A 16110-nucleotide genomic window follows, 5' to 3' on the forward strand; every position below is an offset into this window, starting at 1 on the left:
GGGCGCCGACAGGCGCACCCGCACACTCCGGTGTCCGGCCCCCACCCGGACACCGGACAACACCCGGCCCGCCGTCACACCCCCACACCGGGCGGCGGGCCGGGCCCGGACCGCGGCACCGCACAGAGCCGGGTGGCACAGGCCCTAGTGGGAGGAGAGCCGGAAGCTCATCTGCCCGAAGGTCACCATGTCCCCGTCCCGCACGACGACCGTCGAGGTGACGCGCCGTCCGTTGACGGTCGTGCCGTTGGTCGAGCCGAGGTCGCGCAGGACCCATCCCCCGCCCTGCATGCTCAGCTCGGCGTGCAGCCGCGAGACCGTGTCATGGCTGAGCCGCAGCCCGTTGACCGGATCGCGGCCGATCCGCAGCGGATACGGGCCCGGCTGCGGCAGCAGCAGTTTCGGCAGCCGCTCGGCCTGCCACACCCTGCTCAGCCGGTGCGAGAACGCGGATATCCGGCCGACCGCCGCGAACAGCCCCCGGGACCAGCGGCCTTCGGCCTCCAGATCCGCGGTGAGCGGCTTCAGTTCATCCACTCCGCGGGCGGCGAGCGCCAGGTCCGTCCGGCGGAGAAAGGTGTCGTGCGACAGCTTGCCCTGCGCCACGCCTTCCCTGAGCACCGCCAGGACACGGTCACGCTCGGTGTCGGAGAGCCTCGCGGGATACGCCCGGGACTCGAAGGAGGACGTCACGGAGGTGATTCTCCTGCCGACGGCCCCGACGTGTCCAGATGGTCCGTACCTCCCGCACGGGCGCCACGACCACCCGATTCCCTCTGATCACCAGGCTTTGGGCCGTCTCCCTTGCCACCATGGGAGATGTCACCGTCACAGAACCGTGACGGACGGTGCCGACGACAAGGGGGAACCACCCGTGCAGTTCGAGGTGTGGGCGCCGAAGGCGCGGGAGCGGGTCGACCTCCGACTGGGGGGAACGGCGCCCGTCGTCCTGCCCATGGAGCGTGACCAGGGCAGACCCGGCTGGTGGACCGCCGAGACGGCCACCGTACCGCCCGCCGGGACGCGGTACGGCTTCTCGCTCGACGGCGGCCCCGTGCGGCCGGATCCGCGCTCCCGCCGCCAGCCGGACGGCCCCGACGGCCCCAGCGCCGTCGTCGACCAGGCCGCGTTCGACTGGCGCGTCCCCTGGCCCGGCCGGCCGCTGCCCGGCGCGGTCCTGTACGAGCTGCACATCGGCACGTTCACCCACGAGGGCACCCTCGACGCGGCGGCGGCCCGGCTCGCGCCCCTGGCCGAGCTGGGGATCACCCATGTCGAGCTGATGCCCGTGTGTCCCTTCCCCGGGACCCACGGGTGGGGGTACGAAGGCGTGTCGCTGTGGGCGGTCCACGAACCGTACGGCGGCCCCGAGGCGCTCAAGCGATTCGTCGACACGGCGCACGGCCTGGGGCTCGGCGTCGTGCTCGACGTCGTCCACAACCACCTCGGCCCCGCCGGCAACCATCTGCCCGCGTTCGGCCCGTACTTCACCGACACCCACCACACCCCGTGGGGCGCCGCCGTCAACCTCGACGCCCCCGGCTCGGACGAGGTCCGCGCCTATCTGCGGGAGAGCGCCCTGGCCTGGCTGCGGGACTTCCGGCTCGACGGGCTGCGTCTCGACGCGGTGCACGCGCTGGCCGACCACCGGGCGCTGACCTTCCTCGAAGAGCTCTCCACGGCGGTCGACGAGCTCGCCGCCGATCTGGGCCGTCCGCTCTTCCTGATCGCCGAGTCCGACCTCGGTGACCCGCGCACCACCCGGCCGCGCGGGGAGGGCGGCCTCGGGCTGCACGCTCAGTGGAACGACGACTTCCACCACGCCCTGCACACCGCGCTCACCGGCGAATCCCAGGGCTACTACGCCGACTTCGCCCGCGAGCCGCTGGCCGCGCTGGCCAAGACGCTCACGCACGTCTTCTTCCACGACGGCACGTACTCGACCTTCCGGGGCCGTACACACGGCCGCCCCCTCGACCGTACGAGAACACCCGCGCACCGGTTCCTCGGCTACGCCCAGACCCATGACCAGATCGGCAACCGGGCGCTCGGCGACCGGCTCTCGGCCACCCTCTCCCCCGGACTGCTCGCCTGCGCGGCCACCCTCGTACTGACCGGACCGCACACCCCGATGCTCTTCATGGGCGAGGAGTGGGGCGCGGCCACGCCCTGGCAGTTCTTCACCGACCACCCCGATCCGGTCCTCGCGGAGGCCGTACGCAGCGGCCGGCGCCGGGAGTTCGCGGCGCACGGCTGGGCGGCCGAGGAGATCCCGGACCCGCAGGACCCGGCGACCCGCGAGCGCTCCTGCCTGGACCGCTCGGAACAGAGCCGCGCGCCGCACGCCCGCCTGCTGGCCTGGCACCGCGAACTGATCGCCCTGCGCCACGCCCACCCGGACCTGGCCGATCCGGACCTGGCGGCGGTGCGGGTGGCGTACGACGAGGGGGCCCGCTGGCTGGCGTTCCGCCGCGGGGATCTGCGGATCGCGGTGAACCTCTCCGCGCGGGACGTCGGGATCCCGCTGGACGGCGGGGCCGGGAACGGCGCCGGGCGGGTGCTCGCGGCGTGGGAGCCGGTGGCGGCGCCGGGGACGGACGGAGTGCTGCGGCTGCCGCCGGAGTCGTGCGTCGTCCTGGCCGACCGCTGAGCTTCCCGGGCCGGCCGCCGGGGGCACGCCCCCCGGCGCGGCCCACCGCGAGCCTTGTCTAGCCGGACCGGTCCCGGCGGAACAGGGCCGTCCACAGGAACGGTTCGCCGAAGTGGGGGGACTCGGGCGGCTCGTCGCTCATGCGGCGGATCTCGACCTCCGTGAGGTCGCCGAAGATCCGGCGCAGGGACTCCGGCGTGTAGGCGAGGCCGCCGTGCAGGCCGGGCCCGCCGGACGGGCCGGACGGCCGGTAGAAGGCCGCGTCGGGGAGTTCGGAGCCCATCCGCCCGCCGGCGAAGCAGGTGAGGGCGAGATGGCCGCCGGGGGCGAGGAGCCGGTCGACCAGGGCGAGATAGCTGACGCGCCGGTGGGGCGGCAGGTGGTGGAAGCAGCCCGAGTCGTGGATCAGGTCGTACGGACCGCTCAGTGCCTCCGCGCCGAGGGCGAAGGCGTCGCCGCGGTGGAACCGGATGTCGGCACCGGCCTCGCGGGCCCGCTCCCGTGCCCAGTCGACGGCCGCCGGGGAGAGGTCGACGGCGTCCACCCGGAAGCCCCGGGCGGCGAGATGGAGGGAGTTACGGCCGGGGCCGCACCCCAGATCGAGCGCGCGGCCCGGTCCGCCGACCAGGCCCCGGTCGAGGTACGAGACCAGGCTCTCGTCCGGTTTCGCCACAAAGAACGGCACCGGCCTGTCCCGGTCCGCGTAGAAGGCGTCCCACCAGCCGGCCGCGCCGGCCGTCCAGCGGTCGGCCTCCGGCGCGAACAGGCCGTCCAGCAGCCTCAGCACATCCTCGACGGTGCGTATGTCCCGGTCCATCAACTCCCCTTCCGTCATGGGGGAACCGTGCCACCGGCCGCTGGAAAAGGCCAGGTCGGGACCGGCTCCGGGAAGAGGGACGGGCGGCGTGGGCGGGGGATGTACGGCCGTACGGGAGGCCCGGAAGCTCCCCGTACCGGACCCCCCGTACCACCATCTCCCGCACCCCGCCGGTCCCCGTCAGCGGGCCCTTTCCGGCTACTCGACGATCGCCATCTCACGCGAGGTGTTGTTGAGCCGGCGGCCGCCGTCCTCCGTGACCGTGACGATGTCCTCGATGCGGACCCCGAAGCGCCCCGGCAGATAGACACCGGGCTCGACGGAGAAGCACATGCCCGGCACCATCGGCCGCTCCTCACCCTCGATCATGTACGGCGGCTCGTGCGTCGTGACGCCGATGCCGTGGCCGGTGCGGTGGATGAAGTACGGGCCGTACCCGGCGTCCGCGATGACCGCGCGGGCCGCCCGGTCGACCTCCTGGCAGGCGGCACCGGGCCGTACGGCCTCGAAACCGGCCTGCTGCGCCTGGCGTACGACGTCGTGCACGCGCCGCTCCTCGGCGGTCGGCTCGCCGACATGGACGGTGCGGGTGGTGTCGGAGCCGTACCCGTACCTGAGCCCGCCGAAGTCGAGGACGACCATGTCGCCGCGCTCGATGACCCGGTCACCGGCCTCATGATGCGGATCGGCGCCGCTCGGACCGGATCCGACGACGGTGAAGTCGACCTGGGAGTGGCCGTGCTCCAGCAGGAGGCGGGCGAGATCGGCGGCCACGTCCGTCTCCCTGCGCCCGGCGAACCGGACCTTCAGGATCTCCTCGTACGCGGCGTCGGCCGCCGCGCCCGCCGCGCCGACCCGCGCCAGCTCCCGCGCGTCCTTGACGGCGCGCAGCATCGGCAGCGCCTCGGTCAGCGCCACGTACGAGGTGCCGGGCAGCGTCCGCTGGAGGGCGAGGAGATGCAGCGCCCAGGCGTTGTCGCTGACACCGAACCGGCCCGCCGGGTCCAGCAGCGGCGCCGTCAGGCCGTACGGATCCGTGCCGTCCGTCCAGTCCCGCAGGGTGAGCGCGGGCGCCCCGGCGGCCCGTGCGGCGTCCGGGGCCTCCAGGGCGGGCACCACCAGGACGGGGTCGCGGCCCGGGGCGACGACGAGCAGCGTGAGCCGCTCGGTGTCGGCGGTCGGCCGGTAGCCGGTGAGATGGACGAGGTCGGGCCCGGGGGCGACGAGCAGCCCCGCGAGCCCGGCGCCGGCCGCCGAAGCGGCGGCGCGGTCCAGCCGGGCGCGGTAGTCGTCCGCGGTGAACGGCGCGGGCTCGGGGGACGGGGGTGTGACGGGCATGCGGTCTCCTTCTTCGGGCCGGCGGTGCTACTCCGGGTCAAGCCGTTCCAGGAGTTCCTGGAAGTCGTCACCGACGACGATCCGCAGCCCCTCGCCGTCCTCGTCCGCCTCGCTGAGCTGCGTGAGTGTGCCGCCGCGCCACCAGTAGACGTACGGGCTGATGGCGCCCGGCGTGTCCTCGTACCCGGAGGCGGCGAAGGACGCCATCGCGTTCAGGGAGGGGATCATCGTCCTGTCCCGGATGACGTGGAAGGCGAGCTGGTGCCGGAAGGGCAGCGCGACGAGCGCGCCGTCCCGCGTGATCCGCCCGCCGGTGACCTGCCGTACGACCGTCTCCAGGGCGAGGACGCGGCTGGCGGTGTAGAAGGAGTCGCCGAGGATCACCTCGAACCGCATCCCGTCGGGGCCCTTGTCCTTGACCGTCTCGCGCCCCTCGATGGGCAGGTCGCGCAGATTGCGCAGCGCGCGCTCGCGGAGGTCCTTCACCTCGCCCAGCGGCTCCAGCGCCTCGTCGGTGAGCATCATGACGCTCTCCGGCAGATCGAGCGCGAGCACCTCGTACAGCCCCGGGGCGACCGAGCGCGCGTACCCGAACGTCTGGGCGTCGAGGCCGTCCTCGCTGATCACGCGGGGGTAGAGCTGGGCGCGGATCTGCTCGGGGGGCAGGGTGTCGAGCGCGGACGGGCCGTCCATGGTGCGCAGCACCATGCCCGCGTGCCGGCGCGCGAGGTCGCCCCAGACGCGGGGCCCGCGGTCGTCGTTGTGGCAGACGGCGGCGAGGTTGCCCAGACCGAACTGGCGGCCGGAGCTGTCGGTCACCATGTCGGCGTAGAGCGTGACCTCCAGGCCGTGCTCCGCGAACGCCTCGCGGACCTGGCCGCGGAAGAGCGCGGCCTCGTCCACCGAGAAGAACGAGAACGCGGGGTCCCGGGGCGTGTCACGTCCGTCACGCCTCGGCCCTCGCCGGAACAGCCCCACACCATCGCCTCCGCCCGTGTCCGTCCCGCGTCGTAACTTTCCTGCCGGACTCCCCGGAAAACACCGGCCCCGGGGGATCACGTGAACGACCCGGGATCACCCGGCGGGTGATCCCGGCGACGGCCGGGCCGGTCCCGTACTCGTCCCCGTGCTCGTCCCCCTGCGACCGTCCCCCGTGATCGTCCGACTACCGATGCTAGTCCCCGGGTGTGACAACACGGCGACCACGGTCCGCGCACGCGCCGTACCGCCTTGCCCCGGAAGGGGTCATACGTATAACTTCTCTCTATGTCCCATCTCGCTCTCGTCACCCTCGTCGTCGACGACTACGACAAGGCCATCGCCTTCTACACCCGAGCCCTCGGCTTCGAACTGGTCGAGGACACCGACCGCGGGGACGGCTCCCGCTGGGTCGTGGTCCGCCCGCGCGCGCTCCCCGGCGACGCCGGCCCGGGGACCGGTCTGCTGCTGGGGCGCGCCAAGGACGACGCGCAGCGCGCGAGCATCGGCGCACAGACGGGCGGGCGGGTCGGGTTCTTCCTGTACACCGACGACTTCGCCCGCGACCACGCCCGCATGCGCGCCGCCGGGGTCCGCTTCGTGCGGGAGACCCGCCACGAGCCGTACGGAACGGTGGCGGTCTTCGAGGACCTGTACGGCAACCTCTGGGACCTGCTCCAGCCCGCGTAGCGGCGGTCCGCGGGGCGAGGGCTCGGGGCAAGGGCTCGGGGCCGGGTCACGGGGATGGTGCGCGCGGGGCCGCGCGGGGCGGTACCTTCGTGCTGCCGAAATCCGGCGCACCCCGGCCGGGTTCACGGCGGGCGCGGACCGGACCAGCCAGGAACGAAGGGGGCCGGCCCATGGGCCTGGCGCAGTTGCACTACACCTCGGTCCCCGCGGGCCAGCAGGACGGGCCGGGCTCCGGCTTCGTCTCGGTCACCCCCGGCATACCCGGGCCGCTGCTGGACGAGGCGGAGCGGCTGCTCGCGTACGAACCGCCCGAGGACGCCCCGCCGCACCCCACGGCCGCCGAACTCGCCGCGCTGCCCCAGGCGTTCAGCCACAGCGTGCTCGCCGACGGCAGTCGGCTCCTGGCCCGTACCGTCCCCACGGGCGCCGGAACGGGGCCCGGCACCGGCGCCCGCGGCGCCCATACCCATGCCGTGCTGCTGCCCGAGGACTCCGGGCTGCCCGGGGGCGGTCTGCCCATCTCGGCCTGGAATTCGGTACGTTGGGCCGCCTCCGCGCCGAAGAGCGCGACTCCTGCGCCGCTGGAGGCCCTGCCGCCGCTGGGGCTCTTCGGCCGGGACGTGCTGGCCGGGTTCGCCGCCGCGCGCGCCCCGTGGCTCGCGGGATTCTTCGCCGGACTGCGGGAGCAGGCCGGGGCCGGCGCGGCCACCGGGTCCGGCACCGGCGGGTACGCGCGGATCGTCCTGGTCGAGCGGAGCAGTTCCGATGTCGCCCAGTGGATCGCGCTGGCCTGCGCCGTCCTGCCGCGCGACCACGCCGAGGCGCTGACGTTCACCACGTACACCCGCCGGCCGCGGGCGGCCCGCCAGCGGATCGTCGGGGTACTCCCGGACGGCGCACGGGAGTTGACCGGCGCGGACCACGGGTGCCGGGTGCTCGACTGCACCGGTCGGCCACCCGCTCCGGCGGCTCCGGCGACTTTTCACGGTGCCGCGTCGCCCGGGGCCGCGCATGTCCCGTACGTCTGGGGCGAGATCGCCGCGCGCGTCTGGCTCGGCAGGGCGCCCGAGGTCTTCACGGACGCGGCGGCGCTGCCGGGCGGTGTCCTCTCCCCCGGCGCGCTGGCCTGCGTCGCGCTGTGCGCGGATGTCGCGCTGGGCCCGGAGGGCCGTACGGAAGCGGCGGCGTGGGCGTACGAGCAGATCAGGACGCTGGACCCCGAGCGGCTGCACCGGCTCGTCGAGGCGCTCGCCGCCCCCGCCGAGGACCGCCGGACACCGGCCGAATGCGCCGCCCTGGCACGGCTGTTCACCGCCCTTGGCGACCGGGCACGGCTGACGGGCCGGGACGGCGACCGGGCGGCCGCCCCCCTCGGCGTCCTCGGCGCGCTCGTGCTGACCACGGCGGTCCGGATGGACGGCGCGCCCCACGAACCGCTCCCCGAAGCCGAGTTGTCCGCGCTCCCCGAGGATCTCCGGCGGCGGCTGGCGGCCGAGCTGGCCCCCGGCATCCTCGCGGGCATCGCCGACGACACCGCGCCGGACATCGCCCGCTCCGTCGGGCTCCTGCGGATCGCGGGCATCCTCGGCGTGGACTGCGCGGAGCCGCTGCCCGGCCTCGCCACCCGGCTGGCGCGCGCCCTGGCCGCCGATCCCGACACCGCCCGCATCCCGGCCGTACGCACCATGCTGGAGGACCACTTCGAGCTGCGCACCGCGCTGCTCGGCGCGCTCGACGCGCGGGCGGCCGAGGATCCCGTCGCCGCCGCGCGGCTGCTGGGCGCGGTCGGCCTCCCCCTCGGCGCGGTCCAGACGCTGCCGCATCTGCGGATGTGCGCGGGCGCTCCCTGGGTACCCGAGGCCGGCGGCGACGGGCTGACCGCGCTGCACGCCGCGCTGCGGGCCGGCGGTGTCTCGGCGTTCACCGATCCGCTCGTGCTGCGCACCGCGGTCCGGCTGGTGTGGGACGGCTCCGCGCCGACCGCGGGCGAGGCGCGGCGGCTGCTCGGCGAGACGGGCTCGGACGCGCACCGCGCGGCGGGCACCTGGACCACGCTCGTCAGGGCGGCGCTCGGCAGCCCGGCCGGTGACCCGGACGCCCCGGACCTCGCGCACGATCTGCTGCGCTGCTTCCCCGACACACTGGAGCCGCGGGTACGCGGTGCGCTGCTGCTCCTCGACTTCGTCGGCGGTCTGGGTTCCGGCCGGGCCGAACCGCCGTGGTCGGAGCGGGCGTTGTCCCTGCTGCGTGATGCCGAGCCGGTGGAACCGACCCTGCGGGCCCGGGTGTTCGAGACCCTGGGGCGTCAACTGCTCTCGGAGGACCGGCCGGAGGGCGAGCTGTACACGCTGATCCACTGCGGCGAGCCCGCGCTCCTCACGGCGTACGCGACGGCGGCCCAGGAGCCCGGCGTACCCGACCGGCTGCGCACGTCCCCCGCGTACGCCGCCCACTGCTTCGTCGCGTGGAGCTCGCTCCCCGGCGCGAGCGCGGAGTGGGACCGGACCCGTACGTCGCTCCTCGACAAGGTCCTGCGGCCGGTGGTGCGCGCGCTGCCCGACGCGGACGTCGCCGCCGTCGAGCGGCGCCTGGAACAGGTGGGGGCCCACCGCGCCGAGGAGTTCCGCGCCTGGAACCGGCCGACGGGCGCGCTCGGCCGGCTGAGCCGGCGCTTGGGCACCCTCGGCCGGCAGCGCTGAGCCGTACGTACGGTCCGGCTTCCCCGCGGACCGTAAGCCTCGTCAGCCGCGTGGGCCCCGTGGACCCGGACAAGCCGGACCACAGGGCCTACGGAAAAGCTCTGGGCACCCGGAAAACCCGGGAAGCCCAGGAAGCTCCGGAAGCTCAGCTGTCGGACGGCGCCAGCCGCAGCGAGATGCTGTTGATGCAGTACCGCTGGTCCGTCGGGGTCGGGTAGCCCTCGCCCTCGAAGACATGGCCCAGGTGCGAGCCGCAGCGCGCGCAGCGGACCTCGACGCGGACCATGCCGTGCGAGCGGTCCTCGATCAGTTCGACCGCGTCGGTGTCCTTCGGGTCGTAGAAGGACGGCCAGCCGCAGTGCGACTCGAACTTCGTGTCGGAGCGGAAGAGGTCGGCGCCGCACGCGCGGCAGGAGTAGACCCCGGTCGTCTTCGTGTCCGTGTACTCACCGACGAAGGCGGGCTCCGTGCCGGCCTCGCGGAGCACCTTGTACTCCGCGGGCGACAGCTCCGCGCGCCACTGCTCCTCCGGCTTGTCGATCTCGTACGCCATCGCTCGTGCCTCTCTGCGTAGGACAGGGTCGGTCGGGTGGATCAGCCGGCCAGGCGGGCCAGGATCCGCGGGCCGAGGTCCGTGACGTCGCCCGCGCCCATGGTGAGAACGAGATCACCGGGGCCCGCCATTCCCGCCACCGCGTCCGCCACCGCGTCCTTTTCGTGGACGGCCGTGACCGTGGCGCCCGCGGCCCCGGCCGCCTGGACGATCAGGTCGCTGGTGACGCCCGGGATCGGGTCCTCGCGGGCCGGGTAGATGTCGAGGACGAGCGATGCGTCCGCGAGGGCGAGCGCCTGGCCCATCTCCGTGGCGAGCTCCTGCGTACGGGAGAACAGGTGCGGCTGGAAGACGACCAGCAGCCGGGAGCCGGGGGCCGCCGAGCCGCGCATCGCCTCCAGGTCGGCCGTCATCTCCGTGGGGTGGTGCGCGTACGAGTCGATGACCTGGACGCCCGCGGCCTCGCCCTTGAGCTGGAGGCGGCGCTTGACACCGGTGTACGCGCCGAGCGCCGAGGCGAGGTTGTGCGCCGGGATACCGAGGGCGACGCCCGCCGCGAGGGCCGCGACCGCGTTGAGGGCGTAGTGCCGGCCGGGCACGGAAACCGCGAAGGTGAGCAGACGGCCGCCGAGCAGAACCGTGACCTCGCTGGTCAGCCCGCGTGCGGTGATCTTGTGGACCCGTACGTCGGCGTCCTCGGCCACGCCGTACGTGACGATCTTCACCGGGGCCGCGTCGGCCGGTCCGGCCAGGTCGCGCGTGGCCAGGTCACGCACGCGCGCGGTCAGCTCGACGGCGCCCGGCTGGTCCGCGGAGATCACCAGGGTGCCGCCCGGGACGATCTTGCCGGCGAAGATCTCGAAGGACTCGTAGATCTCGTCCATCGAGGCGTAGTTGGCGTGGTGGTCCAGCTCGACGTTGAGGACGATCGCGACCTCGGGGTCGTACTTCTGGAAGCTCCGGTCGCTCTCGTCCGCCTCCGCGACGAAGATCTCCCCGCCGCCGTGCCGGGCGTTGGTGCCGGGGCCCGCGAGGTCGCCGCCGATCGCGTACGACGGGTCGAGGCCCAGCTCGGTGAGGGCGACGGCCAGCATGGAGGTGGTGGTCGTCTTGCCGTGGGTGCCCGCGACGGCGATCGGCCGCAGCCCGCCGCCCATCAGTGAGGCGAGCGCGTCCGAGCGGTGCACCACGGGCACGGAGAGCTCCGCCGCGCGCGCCAGCTCCGGGTTGTCGGCCCGGATGGCGCTGGAGACGACCACGCACGAGGCGTCGTCCGCGAGGTGGGCCGCGGCGTGGCCGATGTGCACGGTGGCCCCCAGCGCGCGCAGCGCCTCGGCGGTCTCCGACTCCTTCGCGTCGCTGCCCGCGACCTTCGCCCCGCGCTGGGCGAGGATCTTCGCGATGCCCGACATCCCGGCGCCGCCGATACCGATGAAGTGCGGCCGTTCCATGGCGACGGGGATACCGGTAGCGGATGCCATAGGTGTTTCTCCAAGGTGCGAGCGGGGTGCCGGGCAGCGCGGACCGGGCATGACGGTGAGTGTCGGCCCAGCCTATTCGCTGTGGGCGAAGAGCTTGAGCACCGGTACACCGACCTTGTGCCGCGCCCGCGACGCCCAGTCCCGGTGGAAGAACTCCTCCACGTAGTGCGGCTCGGTCAGCACGATCACCTCGTCGGCCGCCGAGTCCTCCACGACGGACTTGAGCAGGTCGAGCGGATGGTCCTCGACGACCTGTCCGACCGCCTCGGAGCCGGCCCCGCGCAGCGCCCTCAGCGAGTGTTCGAGTGCCAGTTCGGCCGGCTGTCTGGCCGCCGTGCCCTCCGGCAGGTCGCCCTCGCGCGTGGCGTCCCGGAGCTCGCCGATCGCGACGTCGTCGATGGCGCGCAGCAGGACGTCCGCCTGGTCGCCACGGGGTTGCATGAGCAGCACGAAGGAGACCCCCTCGTCGCCGTGGAGGGTGGTCACGAACTCCACGTCCTCCGGCGTCAGGGGCTTCTCGATCATCAATACGCTTGTGAACACGACAGGCGCCCTTCTGTTCCACTGAACCAACTGAGCCACTTGGTGCACGGGCCCTCGGGGCCCGCTGCGGAAACCATCCTTCCCCGTGCCCGCACGGGGTCTTGAGAGTAAGTCTGCCCACCGGAAGCTAACCGGAACGATTAATTCCGCTCATTGTCGGACGCGGCGGTACCGAGAGAAAAGGAACCCGTCCTGCTCCAGCAGGGACGCCAGCGCGAATCGTTCGGGTACGGCGACGCCGGGGCCGCCCGCGATGCGCTGCGCGCCCCCGGCGGTGAGCGTCGGCGAGAGCGTCAGGCACAGCTCGTCCAGGACGTCCGCCGCCACGAACTGACCCAGCAGCCGCGGCCCGCCCTCGGTGAGCAGCCGGACGAGCCCGCGGTCCGCCAGGGCCCGCACGGCCCGGGCCGGGTCCACGCCGGCGCCGTCCCCCGCGATGATCACCACCGCCCCGGCCTTCTCGGCGGCGCGCACCCGGTCGGACGGCGCGGCGGCGCCGGTCAGGACGAGCGTGGGGACGCTGGGCGCGGTGAACAGCGGCGCCGCGAGGTCCAGGTCCAGGCCCGCGGTGACGACGGCGATCGCCGGCGCGGGCCGCTGGCCGGCCGCGGCGCGCCGCGCGGCGAACACCTCCCGGGCTCGGGCGGGCCGGTAGCCCTCGCGCCGAACCGTTTCCGCCCCCACGACCACCGCGTCGGCGAGGCCGCGCAGCACCCCGAAGATCCGCATGTCGGCGTCGGAGGAGAGGGCGTGGGACAGACCGTCGTGCTGGGCGGCACCGTCCAGGGTGGAGACCATGTTGGCGCGCAGCCAGCCCCGCCCGCCCGCCGCAGCCTCGCCCGCCGGAGCCCCGGCCGCCGAGGCCCCGGCCCCGCCCGCACCCGTCGGAGCCGCACCCGTCGGAGCCTCGCCCGTCGGAGCCTCGCCCGCCGGGGCCGCGCCGGGCGCGTACTCCGGGTAGCCGTACACCTCCGCCAGCTCGTCGAGCGTCCATTCTCGGTCGGTGCCGTCCGTGCCGTCGGCGCCGACCGCGAGGTCAGCGGGGGTGCCGGGCGCTGTCTGATCGGTCACAGGGAACAGCCGTCGCATGTCCAGCAGTCTGGCACGGAGCATAGAGTGAGGGGTTGTGTCGTCCTCCACCACCGCCTCCGGTCCCGCCTCGACAGCCGAGGCGACCCCCCTCTCGCTCTGCGCCCGCGAGCCGCGCGTTCCCGCCGACCGGCTGGTCGCGGAGATGGTGCCGCCGCCGCGCTTCGACTCCGTACGTTTCGACACGTACGTACCCGACCCGAACCAGCCCAGCCAGACCGACGCGGTCACCGTCCTGGACGCCTTCGCCGCCGGGCTCGGCGGCGCGCACCCGGCGGGCGGCCCCGGGGGCACCCGGCGCCGCTGGTTCGCGCGGAAGCCGCCGGCGCCCACGGGGCCGCGCGGGGTCTATCTGGACGGCGGGTACGGCGTCGGCAAGACGCATCTGCTGGCGTCGCTGTGGCACGCCACCCCGGCCGCGCCCGAGCAGAAGGCGTTCGGCACGTTCGTGGAGCTGACGAACCTCGTCGGCGCGCTCGGTTTCCAGCAGACCGTGGAGACCCTCGGCGGCCACCGGCTGCTCTGCATCGACGAGTTCGAGCTGGACGATCCGGGCGACACCGTCCTCGTCTCCAGCCTGCTCGGCCGGCTGGTCGACCGCGGCGTGGCGCTGGCCGCGACCTCGAACACCCTGCCGGGCAAGCTCGGTGAGGGCCGCTTCGCCGCCGCCGACTTCCTCCGGGAGATCCAGGGGCTCTCCGCCCGGTTCCGGCCGCTGCGCATCGACGGCGAGGACTACCGCCACCGGGGACTGCCGGAGGCGCCCGCCCCGTACTCCGACGAGGCCGTGACCCGGGCCGCGTACGCCACCGAGGGCGCCAGCCTGGACGACTTCCCGGGGCTGCTCGACCATCTCGCCTCGGTCCACCCGAGCCGTTACGGGGCGCTGACGGAAGGGGTGCGGGCCGTCTGTCTCACGGATGTCGTCCCGGTGCCCGACCAGTCGACGGCGCTGCGGCTCGTGGTCCTCGCGGACCGGCTGTACGACCGGGAGGTGCCGGTGCTCGCCTCCGGTGTGCCGTTCGACCGGCTGTTCGGTGACGAGATGCTGAACGGCGGCTACCGCAAGAAGTACTTCCGGGCGATCTCCCGTCTCACCGCGCTGGCGAGGGACGCGAAGGGGCTGGTCACCCCTTAGGTTCCAGTAGGTTGGGGGCTTCTGCACCACGCTTCGGGCGCGTGCCGGGGCGGTCGCCTCCCGTGGTCGCCCCGGACCGCCATCGGTCAGTTGATCACCGGAAGGAACCATCATGGCTACTGTTCGCACCGCTCACACGGTCTGGGAAGGCGAACTGATCAAGGGGTCGGGCACCGTCACCTTCGACTCCTCCGGCATCGGTGAGCAGGCCGTCTCCTGGCCCTCGCGCGCCGAGCAGGCCAATGGGAAGACCAGCCCCGAAGAGCTGATCGCGGCGGCTCATTCGAGCTGCTTCTCCATGGCCCTGTCGCACGGCCTGACCGGCGCGGGCACCCCGCCCACCAAGCTGACCACCAAGGCCGACGTCACGTTCCAGCCGGGTGAGGGCATCACCGGCATCCACCTCACCGTGGAGGGCGAGGTCCCCGGTCTGGACGCGGAGGCCTTCCAGGCCGCGGCCGCCGACGCCAAGGCGAACTGCCCGGTCAGCCAGGCCCTGACGGGCACGACCATCACGCTGAGCGCCTCGCTGGTCTGACCCGCGACACCAGAGGCTCCCGGTGACCCGCATGGTTCACGTGTCCCACAGGCACGTGATACACACATGCGGGTCACGTCTCCTGTCCGCCAGCAGGGAGTTGCCTCATGTCCGCAACACGACGTCAGATCCTCGCCCGCAGCGGTGCGACCGCCGCGGGCATCGCCTTCGCCGGAGCCGTATCGGAGCTGTTCGCCGGTACCGCCGCCGCACAGACGACGGGCCGCAGCGGTTACGGCCCCCTCGTCACCGACCCGGACGGCCTGCTCGATCTGCCGAAGGGGTTCCGCTACAAGGTCCTCTCCCGGGAGGGCGACCCACTCCGCTCGGGCGAGGGCAAGGTGCCCAGCAACCACGACGGAATGGCCGCCTTCGCGGGCCGGCGCGGCCGGGTCCACCTCGTACGCAACCACGAGAACCGCGTCACGGCCCCGATCGGCGTACCGGTCGTCGAGGGCATCACATACGACCCGATGGGCAAGGGCGGCTGTACGGCGCTCGAACTCGACGGGCGCAACAACGTCCTCGGCGAGCGGGTCGCCATCGCCGGTACCGCCGTCAACTGCGCCGGCGGACCCACCCCGTGGGGCACCTGGCTGACCTGCGAGGAGACCGAGGACAGAGCGGGCACCAACGGCTACACCAAGGACCACGGCTTCATCTTCGAGGTCGACGGCGCCGACCCGCGCCGTACCGGAGCCGTACCGCTGACCGCCATGGGCCGCTTCCAGCACGAGGCGGTCGCCGTCGACCCCGGAACCGGCATCGTGTACGAGACGGAGGACGCGTTCGACAAGCCGTTCGGGCTCTTCTACCGCTTCCTGCCGGAGAAGCCGCGCGGCGGTGTCGGGTCGCTGCGCGCGGGCGGCGCGCTGGAGGCGATGCGGGTGCCCGGGGTGCCGGACCTGTCGACGGTCATGGAGACCGGCGCCACCTTCGACCGCGTCGAGTGGGTCCCCGTACCGGACCCGCTGGCCCGCGAGACCCCGATCCGCTTCCAGGACTTCGGTGCCGGGGGCATCACCCACGCGCAGAAGCTGGAGGGCTGCTACTGGGGCGACCGGGCGGTCTACTTCGTGTCCAGCTTCGCGCACAGCTCGGAGGGCTCGGCGGGCGACCACTTCGGGCAGGTGTGGAAGTACGAGCCGCACCGGCGCCGGCTCACGCTGGTGATCGTCTTCGGCCCTGACACGGACATCCAGCTGCCCGGCGAGTCCCCCGACAACATCTGCCTGGCGCCGAGCGGCGGCCTCATGGTCTGCGAGGACGGCGGCGGCGCGCAGTACGTCTTCGGCGTGACGCGGCGCGGCGAGGTGTACACGATGGCCCGGGGAGCCAACAACGTGGGCACCCCGGAGGACCCGGAGTGGGGCGAGTTCGCCGGGGTGACGTTCTCGCCGGACGGCGCCACGATGTACGTGAACTGCTACCGGCCGGGGACGACGTTCGCGGTGACGGGCCCTTGGCGCTGACGGGTCCCTGACGCCGGCGGGTCCCTGACACCGGCGGCCCCCGGCACTGACGGACCGTCGGTGCCGGCGCGTCCGGCCGTGTACGCCCCTCCCGGCGCGCCCGGCGGCCCCACCCGGGGTCGCT

At 73.8% G+C, this 16110-nt stretch carries 14 protein-coding genes; 6 read left to right on the top strand and 8 right to left on the bottom strand.

Features of this window, described 5'->3' with window-relative positions; genetic code table 11:
- Positions 1 to 144: 144 nt before the first annotated feature.
- Complete coding sequence (locus ACFXKG_RS24375) at positions 145 to 693, bottom strand: FHA domain-containing protein (protein WP_384842851.1); 549 nt, start codon at positions 691 to 693, stop codon at positions 145 to 147.
- A gap of 181 nt (positions 694 to 874) precedes the next feature.
- On the opposite strand from ACFXKG_RS24375, the gene treZ reads away from it, so the two are divergent.
- Complete coding sequence (gene treZ / locus ACFXKG_RS24380; protein WP_384843204.1) at positions 875 to 2650, top strand: malto-oligosyltrehalose trehalohydrolase; 1776 nt, start codon at positions 875 to 877, stop codon at positions 2648 to 2650.
- A 58-nt stretch (positions 2651 to 2708) separates the two neighbouring features.
- Here the strand turns inward: treZ and ACFXKG_RS24385 are convergent, their stop codons facing one another.
- From ACFXKG_RS24385 to ACFXKG_RS24395, 3 genes are all read right to left on the bottom strand, one after another.
- Positions 2709 to 3467, bottom strand: a complete 759-nt coding sequence (locus tag ACFXKG_RS24385) for a class I SAM-dependent methyltransferase (RefSeq protein WP_384843207.1) — start codon at positions 3465 to 3467, stop codon at positions 2709 to 2711.
- A 198-nt stretch (positions 3468 to 3665) separates the two neighbouring features.
- On the bottom strand, positions 3666 to 4805 hold the full coding sequence (locus ACFXKG_RS24390) for a M24 family metallopeptidase (RefSeq protein ID WP_384842854.1): 1140 nt from the start codon (positions 4803 to 4805) through the stop codon (positions 3666 to 3668).
- Positions 4806 to 4832: 27 nt separating this feature from the next.
- A complete protein-coding gene (locus tag ACFXKG_RS24395; RefSeq protein ID WP_384842857.1) occupies positions 4833 to 5783 on the bottom strand; it encodes a hypothetical protein in 951 nt (316 codons plus the stop codon).
- A gap of 288 nt (positions 5784 to 6071) precedes the next feature.
- Between ACFXKG_RS24395 and ACFXKG_RS24400 the strand changes: the two genes are divergently transcribed.
- Together ACFXKG_RS24400 and ACFXKG_RS24405 are read left to right on the top strand one after the other, a co-directional pair.
- Complete coding sequence (locus tag ACFXKG_RS24400) at positions 6072 to 6473, top strand: VOC family protein (protein ID WP_384842860.1); 402 nt, start codon at positions 6072 to 6074, stop codon at positions 6471 to 6473.
- A gap of 170 nt (positions 6474 to 6643) precedes the next feature.
- Positions 6644 to 9172 carry a GTPase-associated protein 1-related protein gene (locus ACFXKG_RS24405; protein WP_384842863.1) on the top strand — a complete coding sequence of 843 codons (2529 nt, stop codon included), beginning with the start codon at positions 6644 to 6646 and terminating at the stop codon, positions 9170 to 9172.
- Positions 9173 to 9317: 145 nt separating this feature from the next.
- On the opposite strand, the gene msrB is transcribed toward ACFXKG_RS24405, so the two are convergent.
- The 4 genes from msrB to ACFXKG_RS24425 all read right to left on the bottom strand — a co-directional run bounded on the left by msrB (position 9318) and on the right by ACFXKG_RS24425 (position 12838).
- Positions 9318 to 9725: a peptide-methionine (R)-S-oxide reductase MsrB gene (gene msrB / locus ACFXKG_RS24410; protein WP_384842865.1), complete on the bottom strand. Its 408-nt coding sequence runs from the start codon at positions 9723 to 9725 to the stop codon at positions 9318 to 9320.
- A gap of 41 nt (positions 9726 to 9766) precedes the next feature.
- Positions 9767 to 11206: a UDP-N-acetylmuramate--L-alanine ligase gene (murC, locus tag ACFXKG_RS24415; RefSeq protein ID WP_384842868.1), complete on the bottom strand. Its 1440-nt coding sequence runs from the start codon at positions 11204 to 11206 to the stop codon at positions 9767 to 9769.
- A gap of 72 nt (positions 11207 to 11278) precedes the next feature.
- Positions 11279 to 11749 carry an indole-3-glycerol phosphate synthase gene (locus tag ACFXKG_RS24420; protein WP_384842871.1) on the bottom strand — a complete coding sequence of 157 codons (471 nt, stop codon included), beginning with the start codon at positions 11747 to 11749 and terminating at the stop codon, positions 11279 to 11281.
- Positions 11750 to 11899: 150 nt separating this feature from the next.
- Positions 11900 to 12838, bottom strand: a complete 939-nt coding sequence (locus ACFXKG_RS24425) for a pyrimidine reductase family protein (RefSeq protein ID WP_384842874.1) — start codon at positions 12836 to 12838, stop codon at positions 11900 to 11902.
- A gap of 37 nt (positions 12839 to 12875) precedes the next feature.
- On the opposite strand from ACFXKG_RS24425, the gene zapE reads away from it, so the two are divergent.
- The 3 genes from zapE (at position 12876) to ACFXKG_RS24440 (ending at position 15986) form a co-directional block, all read left to right on the top strand.
- Positions 12876 to 13976, top strand: a complete 1101-nt coding sequence (gene zapE, locus ACFXKG_RS24430; RefSeq protein ID WP_384842876.1) for a cell division protein ZapE — start codon at positions 12876 to 12878, stop codon at positions 13974 to 13976.
- 112 nt (positions 13977 to 14088) lie between these two features.
- Complete coding sequence (locus ACFXKG_RS24435) at positions 14089 to 14514, top strand: OsmC family peroxiredoxin (protein ID WP_384842879.1); 426 nt, start codon at positions 14089 to 14091, stop codon at positions 14512 to 14514.
- 107 nt (positions 14515 to 14621) lie between these two features.
- Positions 14622 to 15986: an alkaline phosphatase PhoX gene (locus tag ACFXKG_RS24440; protein ID WP_384842882.1), complete on the top strand. Its 1365-nt coding sequence runs from the start codon at positions 14622 to 14624 to the stop codon at positions 15984 to 15986.
- The last annotated feature ends 124 nt before the right edge of the window (positions 15987 to 16110 follow it).

It is taken from the genome of Streptomyces sp. NPDC059255 (assembly GCF_042752355.1).
Taxonomy (GTDB): Bacteria; Actinomycetota; Actinomycetes; order Streptomycetales; family Streptomycetaceae; genus Streptomyces.

Excerpts from the sequence above, each read along its gene's own strand:
- ACFXKG_RS24385 (WP_384843207.1), bottom strand. The coding sequence starts at position 3,467 with ATGGACCGGGACATACGCACCGTCGAGGATGTGCTGAGGCTGCTGGAC.
- ACFXKG_RS24390 (WP_384842854.1), bottom strand. The coding sequence starts at position 4,805 with ATGCCCGTCACACCCCCGTCCCCCGAGCCCGCGCCGTTCACCGCGGAC.
- ACFXKG_RS24400 (WP_384842860.1), top strand. The coding sequence starts at position 6,072 with ATGTCCCATCTCGCTCTCGTCACCCTCGTCGTCGACGACTACGACAAG.
- ACFXKG_RS24405 (WP_384842863.1), top strand. The coding sequence starts at position 6,644 with ATGGGCCTGGCGCAGTTGCACTACACCTCGGTCCCCGCGGGCCAGCAG.
- msrB (WP_384842865.1), bottom strand. The coding sequence starts at position 9,725 with ATGGCGTACGAGATCGACAAGCCGGAGGAGCAGTGGCGCGCGGAGCTG.
- murC (WP_384842868.1), bottom strand. The coding sequence starts at position 11,206 with ATGGCATCCGCTACCGGTATCCCCGTCGCCATGGAACGGCCGCACTTC.
- ACFXKG_RS24425 (WP_384842874.1), bottom strand. The coding sequence starts at position 12,838 with ATGCGACGGCTGTTCCCTGTGACCGATCAGACAGCGCCCGGCACCCCC.
- ACFXKG_RS24435 (WP_384842879.1), top strand. The coding sequence starts at position 14,089 with ATGGCTACTGTTCGCACCGCTCACACGGTCTGGGAAGGCGAACTGATC.
- ACFXKG_RS24440 (WP_384842882.1), top strand. The coding sequence starts at position 14,622 with ATGTCCGCAACACGACGTCAGATCCTCGCCCGCAGCGGTGCGACCGCC.